17 protein-coding genes and 2 pseudogenes are annotated in these 19258 nt (G+C 37.4%); 14 read left to right on the top strand and 5 right to left on the bottom strand.

Annotated features, from left to right (window positions below):
• Positions 1-118: 118 nt before the first annotated feature.
• Entirely contained in the window at positions 119-964 is an 846-nt protein-coding gene (gene iolI / locus WQ54_RS31620; protein ID WP_046590945.1) for a 2-keto-myo-inositol isomerase, read from the top strand.
• 254 nt (positions 965-1218) lie between these two features.
• Here the strand turns inward: iolI and WQ54_RS31615 are convergent, their stop codons facing one another.
• Positions 1219-2055 (bottom strand): AraC family transcriptional regulator, encoded by an 837-nt coding sequence (locus tag WQ54_RS31615; protein WP_231597735.1) that lies wholly within the window; start codon positions 2053-2055, stop codon positions 1219-1221.
• 172 nt (positions 2056-2227) lie between these two features.
• Between WQ54_RS31615 and WQ54_RS31610 the strand changes: the two genes are divergently transcribed.
• The 12 genes and pseudogenes from WQ54_RS31610 (at position 2228) to WQ54_RS31565 (ending at position 16421) form a co-directional block, all read left to right on the top strand.
• On the top strand, positions 2228-3619 hold the full coding sequence (locus WQ54_RS31610) for a glycoside hydrolase family 4 (RefSeq protein WP_197089708.1): 1392 nt from the start codon (positions 2228-2230) through the stop codon (positions 3617-3619).
• 492 nt (positions 3620-4111) lie between these two features.
• Positions 4112-4960 carry an AraC family transcriptional regulator gene (locus tag WQ54_RS31605; protein ID WP_046590939.1) on the top strand — a complete coding sequence of 283 codons (849 nt, stop codon included), beginning with the start codon at positions 4112-4114 and terminating at the stop codon, positions 4958-4960.
• 244 nt (positions 4961-5204) lie between these two features.
• Positions 5205-5732 carry an MFS transporter gene (locus WQ54_RS35165; protein WP_231597734.1) on the top strand — a complete coding sequence of 176 codons (528 nt, stop codon included), beginning with the start codon at positions 5205-5207 and terminating at the stop codon, positions 5730-5732.
• A gap of 29 nt (positions 5733-5761) precedes the next feature.
• Positions 5762-6112, top strand: coding sequence for a hypothetical protein (locus tag WQ54_RS35160; RefSeq protein ID WP_231597733.1), 351 nt, complete (start codon positions 5762-5764; stop codon positions 6110-6112).
• A 10-nt stretch (positions 6113-6122) separates the two neighbouring features.
• Positions 6123-6677 carry an MFS transporter gene (locus WQ54_RS35155; RefSeq protein WP_231597732.1) on the top strand — a complete coding sequence of 185 codons (555 nt, stop codon included), beginning with the start codon at positions 6123-6125 and terminating at the stop codon, positions 6675-6677.
• Between the two features lie 226 nt (positions 6678-6903).
• Positions 6904-9504 (top strand): hypothetical protein, encoded by a 2601-nt coding sequence (locus WQ54_RS31595; protein WP_156178306.1) that lies wholly within the window; start codon positions 6904-6906, stop codon positions 9502-9504.
• 97 nt (positions 9505-9601) lie between these two features.
• A complete protein-coding gene (locus WQ54_RS31590) occupies positions 9602-10306 on the top strand; it encodes a DUF1961 family protein (RefSeq protein ID WP_231597731.1) in 705 nt (234 codons plus the stop codon).
• Between the two features lie 227 nt (positions 10307-10533).
• Positions 10534-12063 carry an extracellular solute-binding protein gene (locus WQ54_RS31585; RefSeq protein WP_046590934.1) on the top strand — a complete coding sequence of 510 codons (1530 nt, stop codon included), beginning with the start codon at positions 10534-10536 and terminating at the stop codon, positions 12061-12063.
• Between the two features lie 78 nt (positions 12064-12141).
• Positions 12142-13127, top strand: a pseudogene (locus WQ54_RS31580) (ABC transporter permease).
• Between the two features lie 42 nt (positions 13128-13169).
• On the top strand, positions 13170-14054 hold the full coding sequence (locus WQ54_RS31575) for a carbohydrate ABC transporter permease (protein ID WP_046590971.1): 885 nt from the start codon (positions 13170-13172) through the stop codon (positions 14052-14054).
• A gap of 381 nt (positions 14055-14435) precedes the next feature.
• Positions 14436-15233, top strand: coding sequence for a sugar phosphate isomerase/epimerase (locus tag WQ54_RS31570; protein WP_046590932.1), 798 nt, complete (start codon positions 14436-14438; stop codon positions 15231-15233).
• A 24-nt stretch (positions 15234-15257) separates the two neighbouring features.
• Positions 15258-16421 (top strand): Gfo/Idh/MocA family protein, encoded by a 1164-nt coding sequence (locus tag WQ54_RS31565; protein ID WP_046590930.1) that lies wholly within the window; start codon positions 15258-15260, stop codon positions 16419-16421.
• A 75-nt stretch (positions 16422-16496) separates the two neighbouring features.
• Here WQ54_RS31565 and WQ54_RS31560 read toward each other — a convergent pair whose 3' ends face one another.
• On the bottom strand, positions 16497-17267 hold the full coding sequence (locus WQ54_RS31560) for an SDR family NAD(P)-dependent oxidoreductase (protein ID WP_046590928.1): 771 nt from the start codon (positions 17265-17267) through the stop codon (positions 16497-16499).
• A gap of 176 nt (positions 17268-17443) precedes the next feature.
• Between WQ54_RS31560 and WQ54_RS31555 the strand changes: the two genes are divergently transcribed.
• The gene (locus WQ54_RS31555; RefSeq protein WP_046590926.1) at positions 17444-18034 is read left to right on the top strand and encodes a TetR/AcrR family transcriptional regulator; all 591 of its coding nucleotides are present in this window, start codon (positions 17444-17446) and stop codon (positions 18032-18034) included.
• A gap of 160 nt (positions 18035-18194) precedes the next feature.
• On the opposite strand, the gene WQ54_RS35800 is transcribed toward WQ54_RS31555, so the two are convergent.
• The 3 genes and pseudogenes from WQ54_RS35800 to WQ54_RS35150 all read right to left on the bottom strand — a co-directional run.
• Positions 18195-18299 carry an IS3 family transposase gene (locus WQ54_RS35800; protein ID WP_084822407.1) on the bottom strand — a complete coding sequence of 35 codons (105 nt, stop codon included), beginning with the start codon at positions 18297-18299 and terminating at the stop codon, positions 18195-18197.
• A gap of 12 nt (positions 18300-18311) precedes the next feature.
• Entirely contained in the window at positions 18312-19121 is an 810-nt protein-coding gene (locus WQ54_RS31550) for an IS3 family transposase (protein WP_231597736.1), read from the bottom strand.
• A pseudogene (locus tag WQ54_RS35150) lies at positions 19022-19258 on the bottom strand (transposase); the annotation flags it as partial. The pseudogene WQ54_RS35150 and the gene WQ54_RS31550, both read right to left, overlap by 100 nt.

The raw sequence follows: 19258 nt of genomic DNA, 5'->3' as shown, positions 1-19258 counted from the left end.
CAGTTAGAAAAATCGTGCATACTGTTTGAAGTGAAGAGACTTAGAATAACGGGCTTTTAATAGAAGGTGTTTTTGTTGATACATCTACAGTCGAATGAAAACGAATGGGGGACTTAATATGAAACTTTGTTTTAATCAGGCTACGACGTTGGAGAATTCCAATCTAGCAACGGACTTGGAATATTGTGAGAAACATGGCTATGACTATATCGAAATTCGAACCATGGACAAATTGCCAGAGTATTTAAAGGAAAAGTCTTTGGACGAACTCGTTGAATTTTTCAACACGCACCATATCAAGCCGCTAGCATTTAATGCATTAGTGTTTTTCAATAATCGTGATGAAGCAGGTCACACAGAAATCATTAATGAATTCAAAGAGATGATGGAAGCTGCGAAAAAACTGGGCGTAAAATATGTGGTGGCCGTACCGCTTGTTACAGAACAGAAGATGTTGAAACAGGATATTAAAAATAGCTGTGTAGAAGTGCTGAAAGAACTGTCAGATATCGCAGAACCTTATGGCGTGAAAATTGCAGTTGAATTTATAGGGCATCCGCAATGCACTGTCAATACATTTGGCCAAGCATATGATATTGTCGAAACCGTTAATCGTGAGAATGTTGGCTTAGTTTTTGATTGTTTTCATTTCCATGCGATGGGGTCAAAATTAGAGGATCTTAAAAAAGCGGATGGTTCTAAAATCTTTATTTTGCATATCGATGACACAGAGGACTTCCCAATTGGTTTCCTTACAGATGAAGACCGCGTGTGGCCTGGACTTGGAGCGATTGATTTAGATACCTTATTATCAACTTTGAAGGAAATTGGGTACTCTGACGTTGTATCTGTTGAATTATTCCGTCCTGAATATTATAAACTGGATGCCGAAGAAACGATTAAGACAGCGAAAGAAACAACACTTAAAGTAGTATCAAAGTATTTTGACTTGCAGCCAGTATAAATATGTTTTACTTCAAGTGGTTGGAAGACACAGATCATAATGAAGGGTAATTGAAAATCAACTTTTTAATAGATAAAGACCACTTTACTGTTTTATGAATATATAGTGAGTGGTCTTTATTTTACCTATGAGAATCTATAGAGTAATAGAGATGACATACACGGCATTAATATAAATCAAAAGAAATATATAAATAACATTGAAGTATCGTATTTTAACCATAATATTTTTTACTTCTGCAGGAACTCTCTCTATTACCAAACAAACTGGGAAGGAGGCACTTTATAAAATTTCTTAAACGCCTTTGAAAAGCTGTATGGATCAGGGTAACCAAGCATGTCAGCTATTTGTTTAATTGAATATCGTTTACTATACAACAGCTCTCGTGCGCGATTCATTTTTAATTGATAGATATACCTGCCTGGTGTAATACCTAAGGATTGTTTGAAATAATAGAAAAAATACTTCTCCGACATACCAGCTAGTATTGCCAGCTCCCCAACGTTTATCGTTTGATGCAGATGATTTTGGATATAATCAAAGACTGGATCAAGAGTCTGTAAACTCATCAACTGCTTCTGGTCGGAAGAGTGATGGATAAATTCTCCCCGATATTCCCCAAGTCCGTATAGTTCCATGATCTTGGCAATTAGAATTGTGAAGCATCCCTTTAATCGGATACCTGACATCGGGCTGCTGCGTTTATATTGGTCATAAGTATCTAAAAATAGGTTGCATTCTTCCTTAACAATATCGCTGGCAATAATGCCTGAAAGCTGAAAGCTGTCTAAAATTCCAAAATGATTTCCAAGCACAAAATCAAAGTGTGTAAAAATAAATCTACATCCTGAACCTAGAGCTGAAGCCGTATATGCTACCTTAGGACTAAAAAGAATCAGGTCTCCTTCTGAAGCGCAGTATACCTTTTCTTGAATACGGATTTCAATTTGTCCTTCGGAAAGGTACCATAAGTCGAAATCTGGATGATGCTTGCTCTCTACCCAATTGCTTGGATGAGTAATTTCGCTGCAAGAATTAATGTGGATCATAACAAGCTCAGACAGCTCATTAAAAATTTTCATGTTATCCATGGCGTTCAACTCCGTACTTTTGGATATAGTAGGTATTAATCTATTATAACGAAAGGGACTGCATAGGTAAAAGAATCTTACTAAATGACATGATATACTTACTCTCTTACATTCCGATTTTCCTTTATTCACCTATAATAAATGGTGAAATAGATGATTGGAGGAGAAGAACATGACTAGTTATAAACCAAAAGTTGTCGTTATAGGAGCGGGAAGCTTATTTTTTGGTCGGCAGGCCATCTGGCAGATGGTTCACTCAGAGTATCTAAACAAAGGCACATTAGCCTTGGTAGATACGAATGAAGAACGCTTGAATAAATTAATGAAGCTTGCCAGAATGGTTGTCAAAGAAAATAAAGTAGATTTGAAGATAGAGGGATCGGTTGACCGGAGGAAGGTGCTTAAGGACGCGGACTTCGTGGTTCTTAGTTTTGCTGAAGATACAGTAAAGTATAGAGGAATTGACTGTGCGGTCTCTGAGAAGTATGGGATAAGAATGTGCTCTGGAGATACAATTGGGCCGGGCGGAATTTTCCGGGCAATGCGTGAGCTCCCTGTTATTATGGATTGCGCCAGAGATATCGAAGCCATCTGTCCTGAGGCTTGGGTCATTAATTATATCAATCCTTCCACTGTACATGGAATTGCGTTAAAACGTTATGCACCTAATCTGAAGAGCTTTGCCTTATGTGATTCTCACCATATGCCTCATAAAAAAATCATTTATGCAAAACGGGCGGGGATTATTCAGGATATAAGTGAGTATACGGAGGAGATTGACAGCAAGTTCGATATACGCATTGCCGGAGTGAACCATTTTACATGGCTATTAAAGGCAGCGTACGAAGGAATGAATGTACTCCCTTCGATTGCAAACTCGATGAAACGATCAGCTGAGACGGAGACAGTAGGTGGCGATACTGGAGCCAAGGCTCTCTTCAATGATGCAATAAGTTACCAATTGTACGACATCTTTGGGTATGTCCCGACTTGTACTGCTCATACCAAAGAGTATGTCCCTTATTGGCAAGGACTCGGCAAACTGAAGGATGCGATTCCACCGCTTTCAATCTGGGAAACGGAAGACCGCTATCAGCGGCATGCGGATATGTGGCGGCAAGTGGACAGTTTCCTAAGTGGAGAAACACCAATTAATGAGTATATGACTTCTTTTGCTCCAGACCACGCAACAGATATTATTGAAAATATGGTGGGGGGATTGGGTAAACCGTTCTATATTAACACATTTAATGAAGGAGCAGTAACAAACATGAACAATGATGCCTTCCTCGAATTGTTGTGTGAGGTAACGATGGATGGTGTGAAGCCGTTACCTGTTGGAGAGATGCCTCGCGGAATCCGAGGTATGCAGGAACTCGTGCTGGATACCCATGAATTGACGGCAGAAGCCGTGATTGAGGGGAGCCGCGAGAAACTTAGAAGAGCTATGTTGACGGACCCTCTAGTTAACTCAATTGCTGATGCTGATCAAATGATCAATGAACTTCTCGAGCTGGAGAAGGAAATGATTCCGGAGCACTGGTACTCAAAGAGTTTTGCGTAAAGTTTGGCTTGCAAAAACAATCTCTAAAGGGATGGGTCTTTGTTGAAGTTTAGGATACTAGATAACATGTCATTCTTCTTCCATAATGGATAAAACTTACTCATACACACTGTTTTTTTCTGTTCGTGTTCTTGTCGACTTATTTTTCTTCTTAAAATAAGCACAAGGATGATGCTTTGTCGTGATACTAGTTTTGTTGCTGACAGTATCACAATTTCTCAATAGATATAAATGAACGTCTTAAACCCTTGGTAATATTGGGTTTAAGACGTTTTTTATTTTTTATTGGCCAAAAAAAAGGGAAAATAAATCAAACGATCCATGGGAGCGGTTATGTAAATATACTACATAAGGCATCCAATTATCTCTCGACGTTCTTATTAATGAAAGCACTCTCAGTCAATTTTAGTTATAATCAAGACAGTTTCAGGTAACGAAATGATGGCTTTTCTGATATAAACTGATAGTAGTTTCAATTGGAGGAATGGCGAATTGAAGGAAGAAATATTGCGAGTAAAATACAGAATACAAGGGAAGGATGATTACTCTTTTGACTTTCATTCCCATCAAGAATATGAAATCTATTTTTTTCATAAGGGATCGTGCCGGTATTTAATTCATAATAAAATTTATGATTTAGAACCCGGAGATATTTTACTTATGGATGGGTTGGCGATGCACCGACCGAATTTCGATCCTGACAAGGACTATGTTCGAAGTTTGCTTCACTTTTCTCCGGAGTGGATTAAAGGGGTATTGGAGGAACTGGGAAGTGTGTATTTAATCGAGGTTTTTCAAAAGCTGCATCATTGTTTAATCCGAACAAATGAAAGTAAAGAATCGAAGCGGCTAGAAGAATTAATTTACCATCTTGCTGAGTTGAAGAAAAAATCTGATCATGACGACCTTGCAGAAACAGAAATGAAGGTTTTGTTTATACAAGTGTTAATTAGTGTATATCGTTTAGGACAGTTGGTATCGATTAAAATTCCGAATCAAAAAGGCGACAAAATAGAACATGCCGAGAATATAGCAAATTATATTCAAAAGAATTATATGAATAAATTGACACTAGTAACGATTGCAGAAGCGTTGAATTTAAGCAAATCCTATGTGTCACATGTATTTAAGGAAATGACCGGATTTACTGTTATGGAGTATGTAATGGGATGTCGGTTAACACAAGTGAAATATTTACTTGAAATCGAGCCTGATAAAGCCATTCATGAGATTGCTTATGATTGCGGATTTGAAAGCGCCTCCCACTTTAGTCGTTACTTCAATGAAAAAATGGGCGTAACAGCTAGAGCGTATCGTAAAATGCGTCTGCAAAACCGTTAGTCTAAGAAAGAGGAATCCCATCCATAGATGGATATAAAACCTGTTTAAAATATGGAGCTTTGAAAACGGATTCCCCAACTGGATAATTTTTTGCCATAGAGGAACAGCTTTCTTCCGCTCATTACCAAACTATGAGGAGTACTTGTAGGATTCATAGAAGACTAGTATAGAGTTCTAAACAGTGCGCAGTCTCTAGTTAGTTTAAACAAATGAATGTATTTAATCTATAAAAGGGGACAAAATCATGTCAAGTAAAACAATAAGTAGAAATGGATATAACAATGCAAGGATATGGCAAATTGCTTTTTTTACCTTAAATAACACTTCATCAAATCTTCACTTATTTATTTTAGGCTTTGTCTCTTATTATGCGACAGGACTAGTTGGGCTTGCCGTTATGCTAACAAGTACAATCTTAATGGCTGCACGTATATTTGATGGGATTATTGATCCCAGTATAGGTTATATCATCGATAAAACAGAGTCGAAATTTGGTAAGTTTATTCCATTAATGATAATAGGTAATCTCATTTCAGCAGGTACTTTGATGATTATTTTTAGTGTAACTCATTTATTACCAGAATCAGTTCAGTTAATTTTCTTTATTGCGATGTTAATTGTAAATAAAGTCGGTTATTCACTTCAAACAAGTGTTACAAAAGCAGCGCAGACGGTACTAACTAATAATCCAAAGCAGCGACCGCTTTATGCCATTTTTGATGGGATTTATAATATAGGAATTTCTACCAAATTTTTGTTTCCTCTTATTTAATTGGTAAACACGGAGAATTTAATCTAGGATTGTTTACTGAATTAAATGCCTATGGTCTTATTCTGTCTGGAATATTTGCTTTCCTTGCTGCAGTTGGTATTTGGGCAAAAGATCGTAAAGAATTTTATGGATTGGCTGAGCAAACGATCAGCACAAAACTTCGTGATTATTGGCCGGTCATTAAAGGGAACAGACCATTGCAAATGCTCTCTCTTTCAGCTTCTATGGATAAACTTGCTACAGGACTGCTTCGTAATTCAGTCGTAGGGGTCATGTTGTTTGGGATATTGCTGGGAGATTATGCGTTAAGCGGTCAAATAGGGCTAATTACAGTCATCCCCAACACTATTAATAACATTCACAGTGGTTGCCATTGCTAGAAAAAAAGGATTGAAAAACTCTTATGTTAAATCGGCTTGGATTGGGATCCTAGCTTTTCTTGGTTTGATTGCTCTATTCCTGCTAATTGATGACCCTGCAACAATCTCACTTACGAATATAGGGACAGAAACGATTTTATTTTTAGCTTTATATTCATTAGCATTGGGGTTTGCTAGTATTCCAACTACTCTTGTTGTACCCATGATCGCAGATGTTTCAGACTATGAAACGTTTAAATCAGGACGTTATGTACCTGGAATGATGGGCACTATCTTCTCATTTATTGATCAATTGGTTTCATCTTTAACTCCGACAATCGTTGGTGCAGTTGTAGGTTTAATAGGGTATCATTCAGCATTCCCGCAGGTAGGGGAAGCATTAACTCCTTCATTATTTGCAGCAACACTAGTTTTAGCGTTCGGTTTGCCAGCAATTGGGTTGGTTGTGTCAATTATTGCCATGAAGTTTTATAAACTTGATGATAAAAAGATGAAGGAAATTCAAAAGGGGATTGCTGAGATCAAAGAAAAAGTCAAAGGGAAAAAAGAATCTCTTATTATATAGAAAATCAAGAAAATGTAAGCGTATAACAACCTCAATAGCTTCTTTGTCATCGAAACAGCAATAAAGTAGACAAATTGCAAAAAAAGATTAAATGGCAAAAAAGTATCATTACCTAAAGTTCAAGGGTGATTGCTATGTATCAAAATAGTCTGATTGAAGGGAAAAATAATCTGCAGAATAATAGAGTTGAAGGTATTCATACATTTTCAAAATAAGAGGAAAGGTTGTGTTGGTTTTGAAATTGAAATGGTTAAAACATGGTCCGAAAAGTCCCTCTGGTGTTTCATGGGGAGTCCCGTGGGAGAGAGGTATTCTAAAAAGAGAAGACACGGTAACTCTAATCGACGAAGATGGTAAGAAGACTCCTATTCAAAGTTGGCCGATGGCCTATTGGCCGGATGGAAGTGTGAAATGGACCGGCCATAGCGCAGTTTTTCAACCAAATGATGGTTCATATGAATTAACAGTCGGTGAAACTCAAAACCCAGACATTCCTTTGCAAGTAATAGATTTAGAGAATGAAATAAAAGTTGATACAGGAGATATGCAATGGATCATAAATAAACAAGGGACCGATTTTATTGAGAGAATTGTAAGCGGTTCAAAAATAATGGGGGAAAAAGGAAGATTAATTTCAGTACAAGAAGTAAGAGACGAGAGTTCTGAGGTAAAAACGATTCAGGAAATCCCTTTAGAAAGTATGATCAATCATGCAGAAATTGAACAGCACGGCCCTTTAAGATGTGTTATTAAAATAGAAGGTGAGCATGCAACCATTTCTAGTCATCACAAGCGATCATGGCTGCCTTTCCATTTACGTATCTATTTTTATGCCGAATCTCCTTCGATAAAAATGGTCCACACATTTTTCTATGATGGGGATCCTCAAACCGATTTTATTAAAGGTCTGGGAATGGAGTTTTCGCTTCCTTTAATAGGCGAACCATGGAATCGCCATGTTCGATTTACTGGTGATGAAGGAATTTACTCAGAACCTGCCCAGTTATTGTTAACAAGACGACATCGAAATGCCGAAGGACTCTATGAAAAACAAATTAATGGAGAAATGCTTAATCTTTTAGAACAAAAACACCAAAATTTACTAGACCACGTCAAACAAAATGCGATCTGGAATGACTTTAAACTTACGCAAGATTCTGCAGACCATTACCGAATAGCGAAGCGGACAAAGAATGGATATTCATGGGTTGAATCAACTCATGGTACAAGATCCAAGGGTTTGATTTATGCAGGTGGTGAAAATGGCGGAATTGGAATTGGAGTTAAAAATTTTTGGCAGAAGTTCCCTTCAACCTTAGAAGTAACTGGTTTAAATAAAGCAACGGCAAAATTAAAGGTCTGGTTCTGGTCTCCTGACTGTGAGGCAATGGATTTTAGACATTATAGCAGTGAAACTCATGTGGTAAGTGCCTATGAAGGATTTGACGAAATGCGAGCAACACCATATGGAATTTCAAACACTAGCGAGGTTTTTTTACAGTGCTATATCAATGTGCCATCACATGAAGAATTAGTCGAGAAAGCAGAAGAATGGCAATCACCGATTTTATTAGTCTGTGATCCAACCTATTATTATGGAACAAAAGCATTAGGTATTTGGAGTTTACCAGATACCAGCCATCCAATAAAAGCGCAATTAGAATCTGAGCTTGATAAGGCGATTAGCTTTTACAAACGTGAAATTGAACAACGCAGATGGTATGGCTTCTGGAATTATGGAGATGTGATGCATACTTACGATCCGATTCGTCATCAATGGAGATACGATTTAGGGGGCTTTGCGTGGCAAAATACTGAACTGGTGCCGAATATTTGGCTGTGGTATGCCTTTTTACGTTCCGGCAGAGAAGATATCTTCAAAATGGCTGAGGCCATGACCCGTCATACGAGTGAAGTAGATGTCTATCACTTTGGTGAATACGCAGGTCTTGGCTCCAGACACAATGTCGTCCATTGGGGATGTGGCTGTAAAGAAGCAAGAATTAGCATGGCAGGTCTCCATAAATTCTATTATTTCCTCACAACAGATGAACGTACTAGGGACTTATTAATTGAAGTGAAAGATGCAGAACTTGCGCTTTCAAATTTAGACCCAATGAGAGAATTCTACCCAGATGATCAATATAAGACACATGTTCGTGTAGGTCCGGATTGGGCAGCGTTTTGTTCGAATTGGTTATCTGAATGGGAGAGAACAGGGAATATTGACTATCGGAATAAAATGATAAAAGGAATCGAAACGTTCAAACAATTGCCATTGCGATTACTTTCAGGTCCAACCTTTGGATATAACCCTGATACAAATGAGCTTTATCATATGGGGGATGGTGTTGAGGGGGGCTATCATATGATTATCGCTTTTGGCGGTCCACAAGCATGGATGGAGCTTGCCCAATTATTAGAAGACAAAGAATGGGAAGACATGCTGGCGGAATTCGGCGAGTTCTATGAACTAAGTCAAGAAGAAAAGATGAAAAAAAGTAATGGGAAATTGCATAACAAGATGTTTAATAATCGAATGTTAGCGGCAGGTATGGTTGCCTATGCTGCAGCAAAAAAACAGAGTCCTTCTATAGCAGCAAAAGCTTGGAATCTGTTATTAAATGAAGAAATAAGTCAGGTGAAGCTGCCTATGGAAGAAAACGAAGTTCAAGCATGGAGGAAAATCACTGAAGTTCCCGCTATAACCACAAATACAACATCACAATGGTGTTTAAATACATTGATCGCTTTAGAGTTAATAGGAGATTATTTAATTTCTGATGAAAGCCTATCCAAAAATAATGATTTGAAACTGCTCACTTAATCAATGTTTCGATGAAAGGTTTTCAAAAAAACGGAGGAATAGACACAAGCCTATTTGTTTTTAGTAAGGTCTGAACGAGTGTGCTTAGGAGGTATGTATGATGATCAAACGTTATTCTTTTGATAAAGGCAAAAGACTATACAGTAATTCATTGTCATCAAATAACGATATTGCTGATTGGGTTCTTGAAGGTGAAGCAAAGGTTTGTTTTGAGGAAGATCGTCTTCATTTAGAAAATCAATTAGACCCGGCTATCTATGGTGACAATGCCCACTGGGTATTTTGGTGCCCTGTTGATTTTCCAGATAACATTATGATCGAATGGGATTTTTATCCAATTAGGGAACCGGGTCTTTGTATGATGTTTTTTGCTGCAGCAGGACGAAATGGGGAAGATTTGTTTAGCGCAAATCTCCCTCAAAGAAATGGAAAGTATCCTGAATATCACTCAGGAGCAATCAATGCTCTCCATCTATCCTATTTTAGACATAAACATGAGGATGAACGAGCGTTTCGAACGTGCAACCTGCGAAAAAGCTACGGCTTCCATCTAGCAGCGATGGGGGCAGATCCGCTTCCACCTGTGGAAGATGCAATAGCTCCCTATCATATGAGGTTAGTAAAATATGAAGGGATCGTCCAATTTTCTATTAACCAATTAACAGTGCTTGAATGGAAAGACGATGGAATGAAATATGGAAGCATTTTAAAGGGGGGAAAAATTGGCTTTCGACAGATGGCACCAATGAAGGCAGCTTATCAAAATTTACAAATTTATGAAGCCCTGTTGTCTGACAACTAAATAGAATAACGATAACACCTCAAAATTTCGATTTACAAGAAAGGATTATCTAGTTAATAAAGTTGAAATTCACACCAAATACTCAGTAAACCAATGTGCTTAATGGAAATAAATGAAATTTTTCAGAAAAATAGAAGGGTTTTATTGCAACGGTAGAAATATAGTGTTCACATCAGTGAAGGCTTGATTCTAATAAAAATCTTTCATTACAGGGGGCTGGATTTTAAATGAGAAAAGATAAAAAAGAATTAAGTAAAAAGATTGTCCTTCCATTCCTTTCAACGATGCTTCTTACTTCATCATTAGTCGCATGCAGCAATTCAGAAACAACAAACAGTGATACAGATAAAGGCGGATCGGATAACACGATCACCATTATGACAACAACTTTCCAACCAGATCCTCCAGGTGATGACAATCCTATTTTAAAAGCACTAGAAAAATATACAAATACAGATATAAAAATAAACTGGGCGCTTAATAGTTCTTATCAAGAAAAACTAAATATTACATTAGCATCAGGGGAGCTTCCGGATATTATGATGATTCCATCAAAGGATCCTAGTTTTGTAAGTGCAGTAAAAGATGGTGCGTTTTGGGAACTGGGGCCTTATTTAAAGGATTATCCTAATTTAAGTCAAGCAAATGAAATGATTTTAAATAATAGCTCAATTGGCGGTAAAATTTACGGGATATATCGGTCACGTCCGCTGGGAAGAAATGGAATTACCTTTAGAAAAGATTGGTTGCAAAATGTCGGGTTGCAAACTCCAAAAACAATCGATGATTTTTACAATATGTTAAAGGCCTTTTCGGAAAAGGACCCAGATGGAAATGGAAAAGATGATACTTACGGAATGGTTATTTCGAAATACACAGGTCCATGGGATATTATGCAAACATGGTTTGGCGTTCCAAATAAGTGGGGAGAAGATGCTGATGGAAACTTACAGCCTGACTTTATGACAGAGGAATATTTCAATGCATTAGAATTCTTTAAAAAGCTCTATGATGAAGGATTAATAAATGAAGACTTTGCGGTCATGGATCCGCAAAAATGGGTAGATCCGCTTTTGAATGGACAGGCTGGAGTGATTGTTGATGTAGTAGACCATGCCCATCGTGCAGAAGAAGATATGCTCGCGGCAAATCCTGATTTAAAGGAGCCGATCGATGTGATCGGTACTGTTGAAGGGCCTGCCGGACTCCATAATCTTCCTACTTCAGGGTATTCCGGCTTGCTTGCCATACCTAAATCAAGCGTAAAAACAGAAGAAGAGTTGAAAAAGGTCTTAACGTTTATTGATAAATTAAATGACGAGGAAGCACAAGAGTTAGCCAACAATGGGATAGAAGGTCGCCATTATGAAATAAAAGACGGTAAATTCGTAGATTTAAAGGAAGGCAATGAAGCGCTTGTTAATGAAGGTACAGGCTTTAATCAATTTCAACCATACATCCCGGAAGAACGTTTTATTAAAGCAAAGCAAACTCCTTTAAGAGACAAAGAAGCACAGGTCCAAAAGGAAAATGAAGAAATCGTTGTTCCAAATCCTGCTGAATCACTCGTTTCTGAGGTATACGCACAAAAAGGTCAGCAATTAGACAATATCATTAATGATGCACGCATTAAATTTATCGTTGGGCAAATCGATAAAGCCGGATTTAAAGATGCGATTGAATTATGGAGCAGTACGGGTGGAGACGATTATATCGAAGAAATAAATAAACTGTACAAAGAGTCAAAGAATAAATAGATCTGAAAGCCAGGTGGTGTATGTTCACCTCCTGGCTTTACACAAAAAATCGTATACCATAGGAAGGAAGGGAGAGAAATGGCATTTCTTAAAACACAAAATGTTAATCAAGAATACAGTCAATCGACTAATTTATTGAGCCAAAAGCAAACGACTACCATTACAAACCGGCAGCGATTGAAAAGAGACCGCTGGCTTTATCTTTTATTAATTCCGGGAATTCTCTATTTTCTCATCTTTAAGTATGCACCTATGTGGGGAGTAGTCATTGCCTTTCAAGATTTTTCTCCATTTAAAGGAGTGTTAGGCAGTGAATGGGTGGGATTTGAAAATTTCATAAACTTCTTTCAAAACCCCCCGATTTTTTTAGATTATTACGAAATACATTCATTTTAGCGGCATTAGACCTGGTCTTCTTTTTTCCAGCACCAATCATCCTTTCACTTCTTTTAAACGAATTACGGATTAATTCCTATAAAAGAACGATTCAAACCTTTATATACGTACCACATTTCATGTCATGGGTCATTATCGCAAGTATCACGTATATTTTCTTTACAACCAGCGGCGGAGTAATAAATGAAATAGTTTCCTATTTTTATGGGAAGGAAATGAACTTCTTATCATCACCAGAGTGGTTTCGCCCGCTCATCATGGGACAAATAATCTGGAAAGAAACAGGCTGGGGAACGGTTATCTTCTTAGCTGCTTTGGCCACTGTGGACCAAGAACAGTATGAAGCCGCGATTGTAGACGGAGCAGGCCGTTTCCGAAGATTGTGGCATGTTACGTTGCCGGCAGTAAGAAGCACAATTATTGTATTGCTTATTTTGCGATTAGGTAATTTTCTGGATACAGGCTTTCAACAAATCTACTTAATGTCAAATTCATTAAACCGCAGTGTGGCAGATGTTTTTGATACCTATGTGTATTTTGTCGGGATTACCCAAGGTGCATATAGCTATAGTACAGCTGTGGGCTTATTTAAATCAGTCGTCGGAATTATTCTTGTTTTAGGGGCGAATAAACTGGCGAAGAAATTAGGACAAGATGGAATCTTTTAACGATGAACTGTTCAGAAATTTGTGGAGGTGTTGGAAATGGGAATGCCAAAAATGCACAATACTCCCGCTGGAAGAGTATTTGATGTATTCAACTTTATTTTTTTAGGGATCATCGGATTGATCATGGTTTGTCCATTCCTTTATATTATTGCTGGATCATTTGCTACAGAAGCAGAATTAACAAGAAGAAGTTTTTTTATCATTCCAGAAACATTTTCACTGGAATCCTATAAATATATTTTTTCAACAGCTACGTTTACCCGAAGCATTTTAGTTTCAGTTGGTGTAACGGTTGTCGGAACGCTTGTTTGCCTGTTTTTTACCTTTACGATGGCATATCCGTTATCTAGAAAACACTTAATGGGGCGGAGCACCATTATGAATCTCATTGTCTTTTCAATGTTATTCAGCGGGGGCATGATCCCTACGTATCTAGTTGTAAAATCATTGGGATTATTGGATTCTTATTGGGCATTGATTTTGCCTGCAGCGATTAATCCATTTAATTTAATTATTGTAAAAACGTTTTTTCAGAATATCCCTGCAGAATTAGAAGAATCAGCTAAAATTGATGGCTGTACTGAGTTTGGGATCTTCTGGAGAATTATGCTTCCTCTGTCAAAACCAGTACTTGCAACCTTTGCACTCTTTTATGCCGTCGCGATTTGGAATGATTTCTTTAGTGCATTACTTTATATCAATGACAATACGAAATGGCCAGTTCAAGTATTGCTTCAACAAATCATTCTTTTGTCACAAACAATGTTAAGCGACCCCACTTCGATGGGTGCAGAATATGTAGAACCCCCTGAACAATCATTGAAACTTGCTGTCGTTGTTGTGGCAACATTACCGATTTTGATTGTCTATCCTTTCCTCCAGAAGCATTTTGCCAAAGGTATGTTATTAGGATCTGTGAAAGGTTAATAAGGATGGGGGCAATTTTATTTGTTTATGTACAATAAATTGCCCTTTTTTTGCTGAAATGGCTGGAACTAACCCAATCTGATTTTTAACTATTAACTAATAACAATCTCAGATAATTTTAGGAGAAAACTAGGCAATATGAGACCATGAATTGCTTCATTGTTTAACCTATAATGATAAATGTGATTGCATATCTATTGTAGTTACTAGTCAAAAGCAAGAGAAAGTCATATATGCTGGATAGATTGTAAATGAAATAATGTTGTTTAAAAAGTTTTAAGAGCGCTAAATATATTGATCCTTATTTTTTAGAAAAGCAGATATAACGGCAAATGAACTTCTCTAAACTTTCATCATAATAAGGAAAGGAAACGGGTAATAGTGGTAAATAAATTTGCAGTCCAATTGTATACATTACGAGAAGAGTTAAAAGAGGGAATCCGTCCATTATTCAAAACCATTAAGGAAATGGGCTGGGCAGGCGTGCAGATATCAGCATTGCCAAAAGACTATGACCAAAACGAAGTTGCTTTGGCATTAAAAGAAAATAACCTGTATGCAGCAGGAATGCATACTTCATTAAATCGTATAAAGAATGACCTTAATGGGGTATTAAAAGAAGCAGAATTGTATGGCACAAAAGATATTATCCTTCCCTTTCTGGCTCCAGAATTACGAAGCCCTGAAGAATATAAAGAAATAAAAATGTTGCTGAACCAGATTGCAAAGGATGCGCCAGAATATAGGGTTTCCTATCACAATCATGCATTCGAGTTTGACATCGATATAGACGGGCAAGACGCTCTTCGTTATTTACTTAATCCATCGAAAGATAATCACATCCTGGCAGAAATTGATGTGTACTGGTTAAAAAAGGCAGGAATGGATCCCTTAGAATATATCGCTCCTTATGCAAATCGGATGCCGATCATCCACTTAAAGGATATGACGAATGATGAGCGACAAACATTTGCAGAAGTTGGCGAAGGCGTTATTGATTTTCTCCCGATTTTACAATGGGGTGAAGAAAATGGAATCGAATGGTATGCGGTCGAGCAGGACATTTGTGAACGTCCGCCATTGGAATGCCTAGAAACAAGCTTAAGAAACTTAAAGCAATTGGCAAAACAAGTAAATGAAAATACAAGGAATAAGAACACACTGCCCGTTAAACATTGAACAAATGAATATGGAGTGAGATAGATGAGTTTAATTAAAGTAGGCGTTATTGGGATTGGAAATATGGGAAGATCACATGTACTGCTATTGGGTAAAGGAAAAATAAATGGAGCTATTCTAACCGCCATATGCGATCCATTTCAAGAGCAACTAGAATCGTTAATAAGTGATGCAGCAGGGGACGTGAAGGTTTACCGAGATGAAGATGAATTTTTGAATAAATCTGGTATTGATGCCGTTCTTATTTCAACTCCTCACTATGATCATCCAAGACTGGCAATAAAGGCCTTCTCAAAAGGGCTGCATGTTCTTATTGAAAAACCAGCCGGTGTCCATACAAAAGATGTGGCAGAGATGAATCTCTCAGCAAAGGAAAGCGGCAAAGTCTTTGCCATTATGTATAACCAGCGTTCCAATTCAATTTATCAAAAGCTGCGCGAGCTTATTCAATCCGGTGAACTAGGTGAAATTAAAAGAACGAATTGGATTATCACTGATTGGTACCGCTCTCAAAGTTATTACGATTCAAGCGAGTGGCGCGCGACATGGCGAGGGGAAGGCGGAGGGGTTTTATTAAACCAGGCGCCGCATCAGCTGGATTTATGGCAATGGACGACAGGACTTATGCCGAAGAAAGTTCATGCATTTTGCAGATATGGGAAATATCATGATATAGAAGTAGAGGATGATCTTACAGCCTATGTAGAATATGAAAATGGAGCTACTGGCCTATTCATTACCACTACCGGTGAAGCACCTGGAACAAACCGGTTTGAAATTGCTGGTGATCGCGGGAAAATAGTGGTTGAGAATCAAAAACTGACCTTTTATCGCTTAACACAATCAGAACGTGATTTCAATGCAACCTATACTGGTGGTTTTGGAAAACCTGAATGCTGGACAATCGATATCCCTATTAAAGGCATTAATAGAGAACACCAAGGGATCATTCAAAATTGGATTGATTCGATCACAAATGGCACACCTTTATTGGCACCAGGGGAGGAGGGAATAAAAGGCTTGGAAATCTCTAATGCCATTTACTTATCCTCTTGGCTTAACGAGCCAGTTGAGTTGCCTATTGATGCAGACCTTTATTATGAAAAGCTGCAAGAAAAAATAAACCAATCATCTTTTCAAAAAAAGAATGTAACAAAAGTAGTTTTAGAGGTTGCAGGAACTCATTGATAAAAAGTAAACTATATTGATTAAATATAAGAAAATAAATAAACCGAAGTGTTATCTCTTCGGTTTATTCATTATTTAGCGTGAAGTATAGCCGGCGTCAACATGAATGGTTGTACCCGTTACATAAGAAGATGCATCAGAAGCTAACCAAAGACTTGCTTGAGCAATTTCTCTTGGTTGACCAAAACGGTTTAATAAGCTAAGCTGTGGAGCATAATCTTCCTCAGTGAATCCAAATTGCTCTAATGCGCCGCGCAGCATTGGTGTATCAATTGCGCCAGGAGCAACTGAGTTCACTCGGATGTTAAGCGGCCCATTTTCCATTGCAGCAACTTTTGTCATACCTACAACACCATGCTTTGCTGCAACATAGGCTATGTTGTTAGGCTGTGGACGGAAACCACTTACAGATGAAATATTAATAATTGAACCGCCGTTTCCTTGTTTTTGCATTTGCTGCAGCTCGTATTTCATGCAAAGTGCAGTACCTGTTAAATCAACTGAGATTAGACGATCCCAATATGCTTCGTCAAATTCAGCAGCTGGTTCATCATCCGGCGTTAGCGCAGCGTTATTTACAGCGATATCTAATTTTCCATACGTATCAACTGCAAATTTCACCATTGCTTGTACTTCTGTCGACTTTGATATATCCACCTTTACAAAAGAAGCTTCACCACCATTTGCTTTAATGGCTTCTGTTACTGCTTGTCCTTTTTCTTCGTTAAAATCTGCAATGATAACTTTTGCTTTCGTTTCTGCAAATAATTTTGCTGTAGCTTCACCCATGCCCATTGCTGCACCTGTTACGATCGCTACTTTACCCTCTAGTACTGGGAATGTCATGTAAATGCCTCCTCATTCATTAAATTCTTTCATACTCACACTATAAAAAGAATGGAATGCGTTTACAATCATCAGTCTTGGTTAGTTTGTACATTACTAGACAAATAAATGTCTTTTGTATAGTAAAAGTTGAAGAGATGAAATACTTTGAACATACTATAGTAGAGGTGAAAGGAATGAAGGAATTTGTAGATAAGCGAATTCAACGTTCGAAGGCTGCATTAAAACAAACCTTTTTACAATTGCTTTATGAAAAGAAATTTGATCAAATTTCAATCTCTGAAATCGTGCGTAAAGCACAATATAATCGTGGAACCTTTTATGCGAACTTTAATTCGAAGGAGGATCTGCTTAATGAAGTCATTCAAGATGTTTTAGAAGAAATGCTTCAGCAAATCCGTAATCCATATAAATCAGTTAAGAAGGTTAATTTGAAGGAAATGCACATCGAAGATATTACCTTGTTTGACTATTTTAAAGAAAATGAGAAGCTTTTCAAATTATTATTAAGTGATCATATTAGTGTGGATTTTCGTTATAAGATGGCAAAAGCAATAGAAGTAATATTTATAGAAGAGTATGATTATGAGCTTGAAGAGGGCTCTCAACTTAATCCGAAGTGGTTATATATCTATCGGGCTCATGGAATTGCAGGTTTAATTATTCGGTGGATTGAAGAAGATTTTCCCTCAAGCCCTCAATACATGGCAAAGCAAATTGTTGAACTCATGCTTATATCAACTGAAGTTTTTAATGTGAGAGACTAAATTGATTGCTCTTTTTTAGATAGTCTTCTATGCATAAACGTTTCAAATAGAACGTTTGATTTTCCTGCGTACCCTGGTTGAATACATATATAAAGAATATAAAAAAGCAGCTTTCGTAATTTCTCTGGATGATGTGACCCCCAAAAGTTAGAGTTTTGTATTAAGCAGCTGATTGGCTGGTATGGATGCGGTATTGAACCGGACTCATACCTGCCAATTTTTGCTTTATACGCTTGTTATTATAATAATCGATATATTCTTCAATTCTCTTTTTTAATTACTCAAATGAGCACAGTGCTTCTCCGTAATACATTTCTTGTTTGACTAACGCGAAAAAATTCTCCATCGGAGAGTTATCTAAACAGTTTCCTTTTCGCGACATACTCTGGTATACCCTATATTCCTTAAGTGTTTTTACCCATTTATTATGTTGATATTGCCATCCTTGATCAGAATGTACAGTAGTCCTGTACTTTGAAACTTTTACTATTTCAAGGGCTTCCTCTAGAGGTTTAAGGGCTAATTCTAAGGATGGACGCATACCTATCCCATACGAAAGAATTTCACCGTTGAACATATCCATAATGGGATTGAAATACAGTTTTACACCGTCAGAACACTTAAATTCTGTGATATCTGTTGCTAATTTTTGATGACACCTATTTGTGTGGAAACGGCGATTAATACGGTTCTTGGCAACAGTTCCAATAGACCCTCTGTAAGAACTGTACTTCCGTGATTTTCTTTTGAACTTATCTCCTTTGAGTCCGAGTTTATTCATGATGCGTTGCACCTTTTTATGATTCACTTTAGAACCGCGATTTTTCAATTCTAGCTTGATACGACGATAACCATAATTGCCATTATTTTCATCAAAAATAGATTGAACAGTTTCCTCAAGTACGTGATCTGGATTTTTTTTCTTCATTACTTTTATATGATAATGATAGGAAGACTCCGGAATACCGACTATTCGTAAAACATCCTTTAATTTGAAGATTTCTTTGAGTTCGAATGATAACGCTGCTTGTGCTTTTCGAGATAGCCTTCCGGATCCATCTGAAAAGCTCGCAACTTTTTTAGGTATTCTACCTCTAAACGCAGAAGTTCGTTTTCTCTCTCCAATTTTTGTTCGTACGTCATTTCTTTTTCTTCTGCAACTTTTTTATTTCTTTTGTTCTTATTAAGATCAGACATGGATTGCCGTCCTTTCGGTCTATCCAG

This window comes from Bacillus sp. SA1-12, from assembly GCF_000981385.1.
Taxonomy (GTDB): domain Bacteria; phylum Bacillota; class Bacilli; order Bacillales; family Bacillaceae; genus Metabacillus.
The sequence above is the reverse complement of the archived record's forward strand: the minus strand, read 5'-3'. Positions and strand labels throughout refer to the sequence as shown.

Excerpts from the sequence above, each read along its gene's own strand:
- iolI (WP_046590945.1), top strand. The coding sequence starts at position 119 with ATGAAACTTTGTTTTAATCAGGCTACGACGTTGGAGAATTCCAATCTA.
- WQ54_RS31615 (WP_231597735.1), bottom strand. The coding sequence starts at position 2,055 with ATGGATAACATGAAAATTTTTAATGAGCTGTCTGAGCTTGTTATGATC.
- WQ54_RS31610 (WP_197089708.1), top strand. The coding sequence starts at position 2,228 with ATGACTAGTTATAAACCAAAAGTTGTCGTTATAGGAGCGGGAAGCTTA.
- WQ54_RS35165 (WP_231597734.1), top strand. The coding sequence starts at position 5,205 with ATGTCAAGTAAAACAATAAGTAGAAATGGATATAACAATGCAAGGATA.
- WQ54_RS31590 (WP_231597731.1), top strand. The coding sequence starts at position 9,602 with ATGATGATCAAACGTTATTCTTTTGATAAAGGCAAAAGACTATACAGT.
- WQ54_RS31585 (WP_046590934.1), top strand. The coding sequence starts at position 10,534 with ATGAGAAAAGATAAAAAAGAATTAAGTAAAAAGATTGTCCTTCCATTC.
- WQ54_RS31575 (WP_046590971.1), top strand. The coding sequence starts at position 13,170 with ATGCCAAAAATGCACAATACTCCCGCTGGAAGAGTATTTGATGTATTC.
- WQ54_RS31565 (WP_046590930.1), top strand. The coding sequence starts at position 15,258 with ATGAGTTTAATTAAAGTAGGCGTTATTGGGATTGGAAATATGGGAAGA.
- WQ54_RS31560 (WP_046590928.1), bottom strand. The coding sequence starts at position 17,267 with ATGACATTCCCAGTACTAGAGGGTAAAGTAGCGATCGTAACAGGTGCA.
- WQ54_RS31555 (WP_046590926.1), top strand. The coding sequence starts at position 17,444 with ATGAAGGAATTTGTAGATAAGCGAATTCAACGTTCGAAGGCTGCATTA.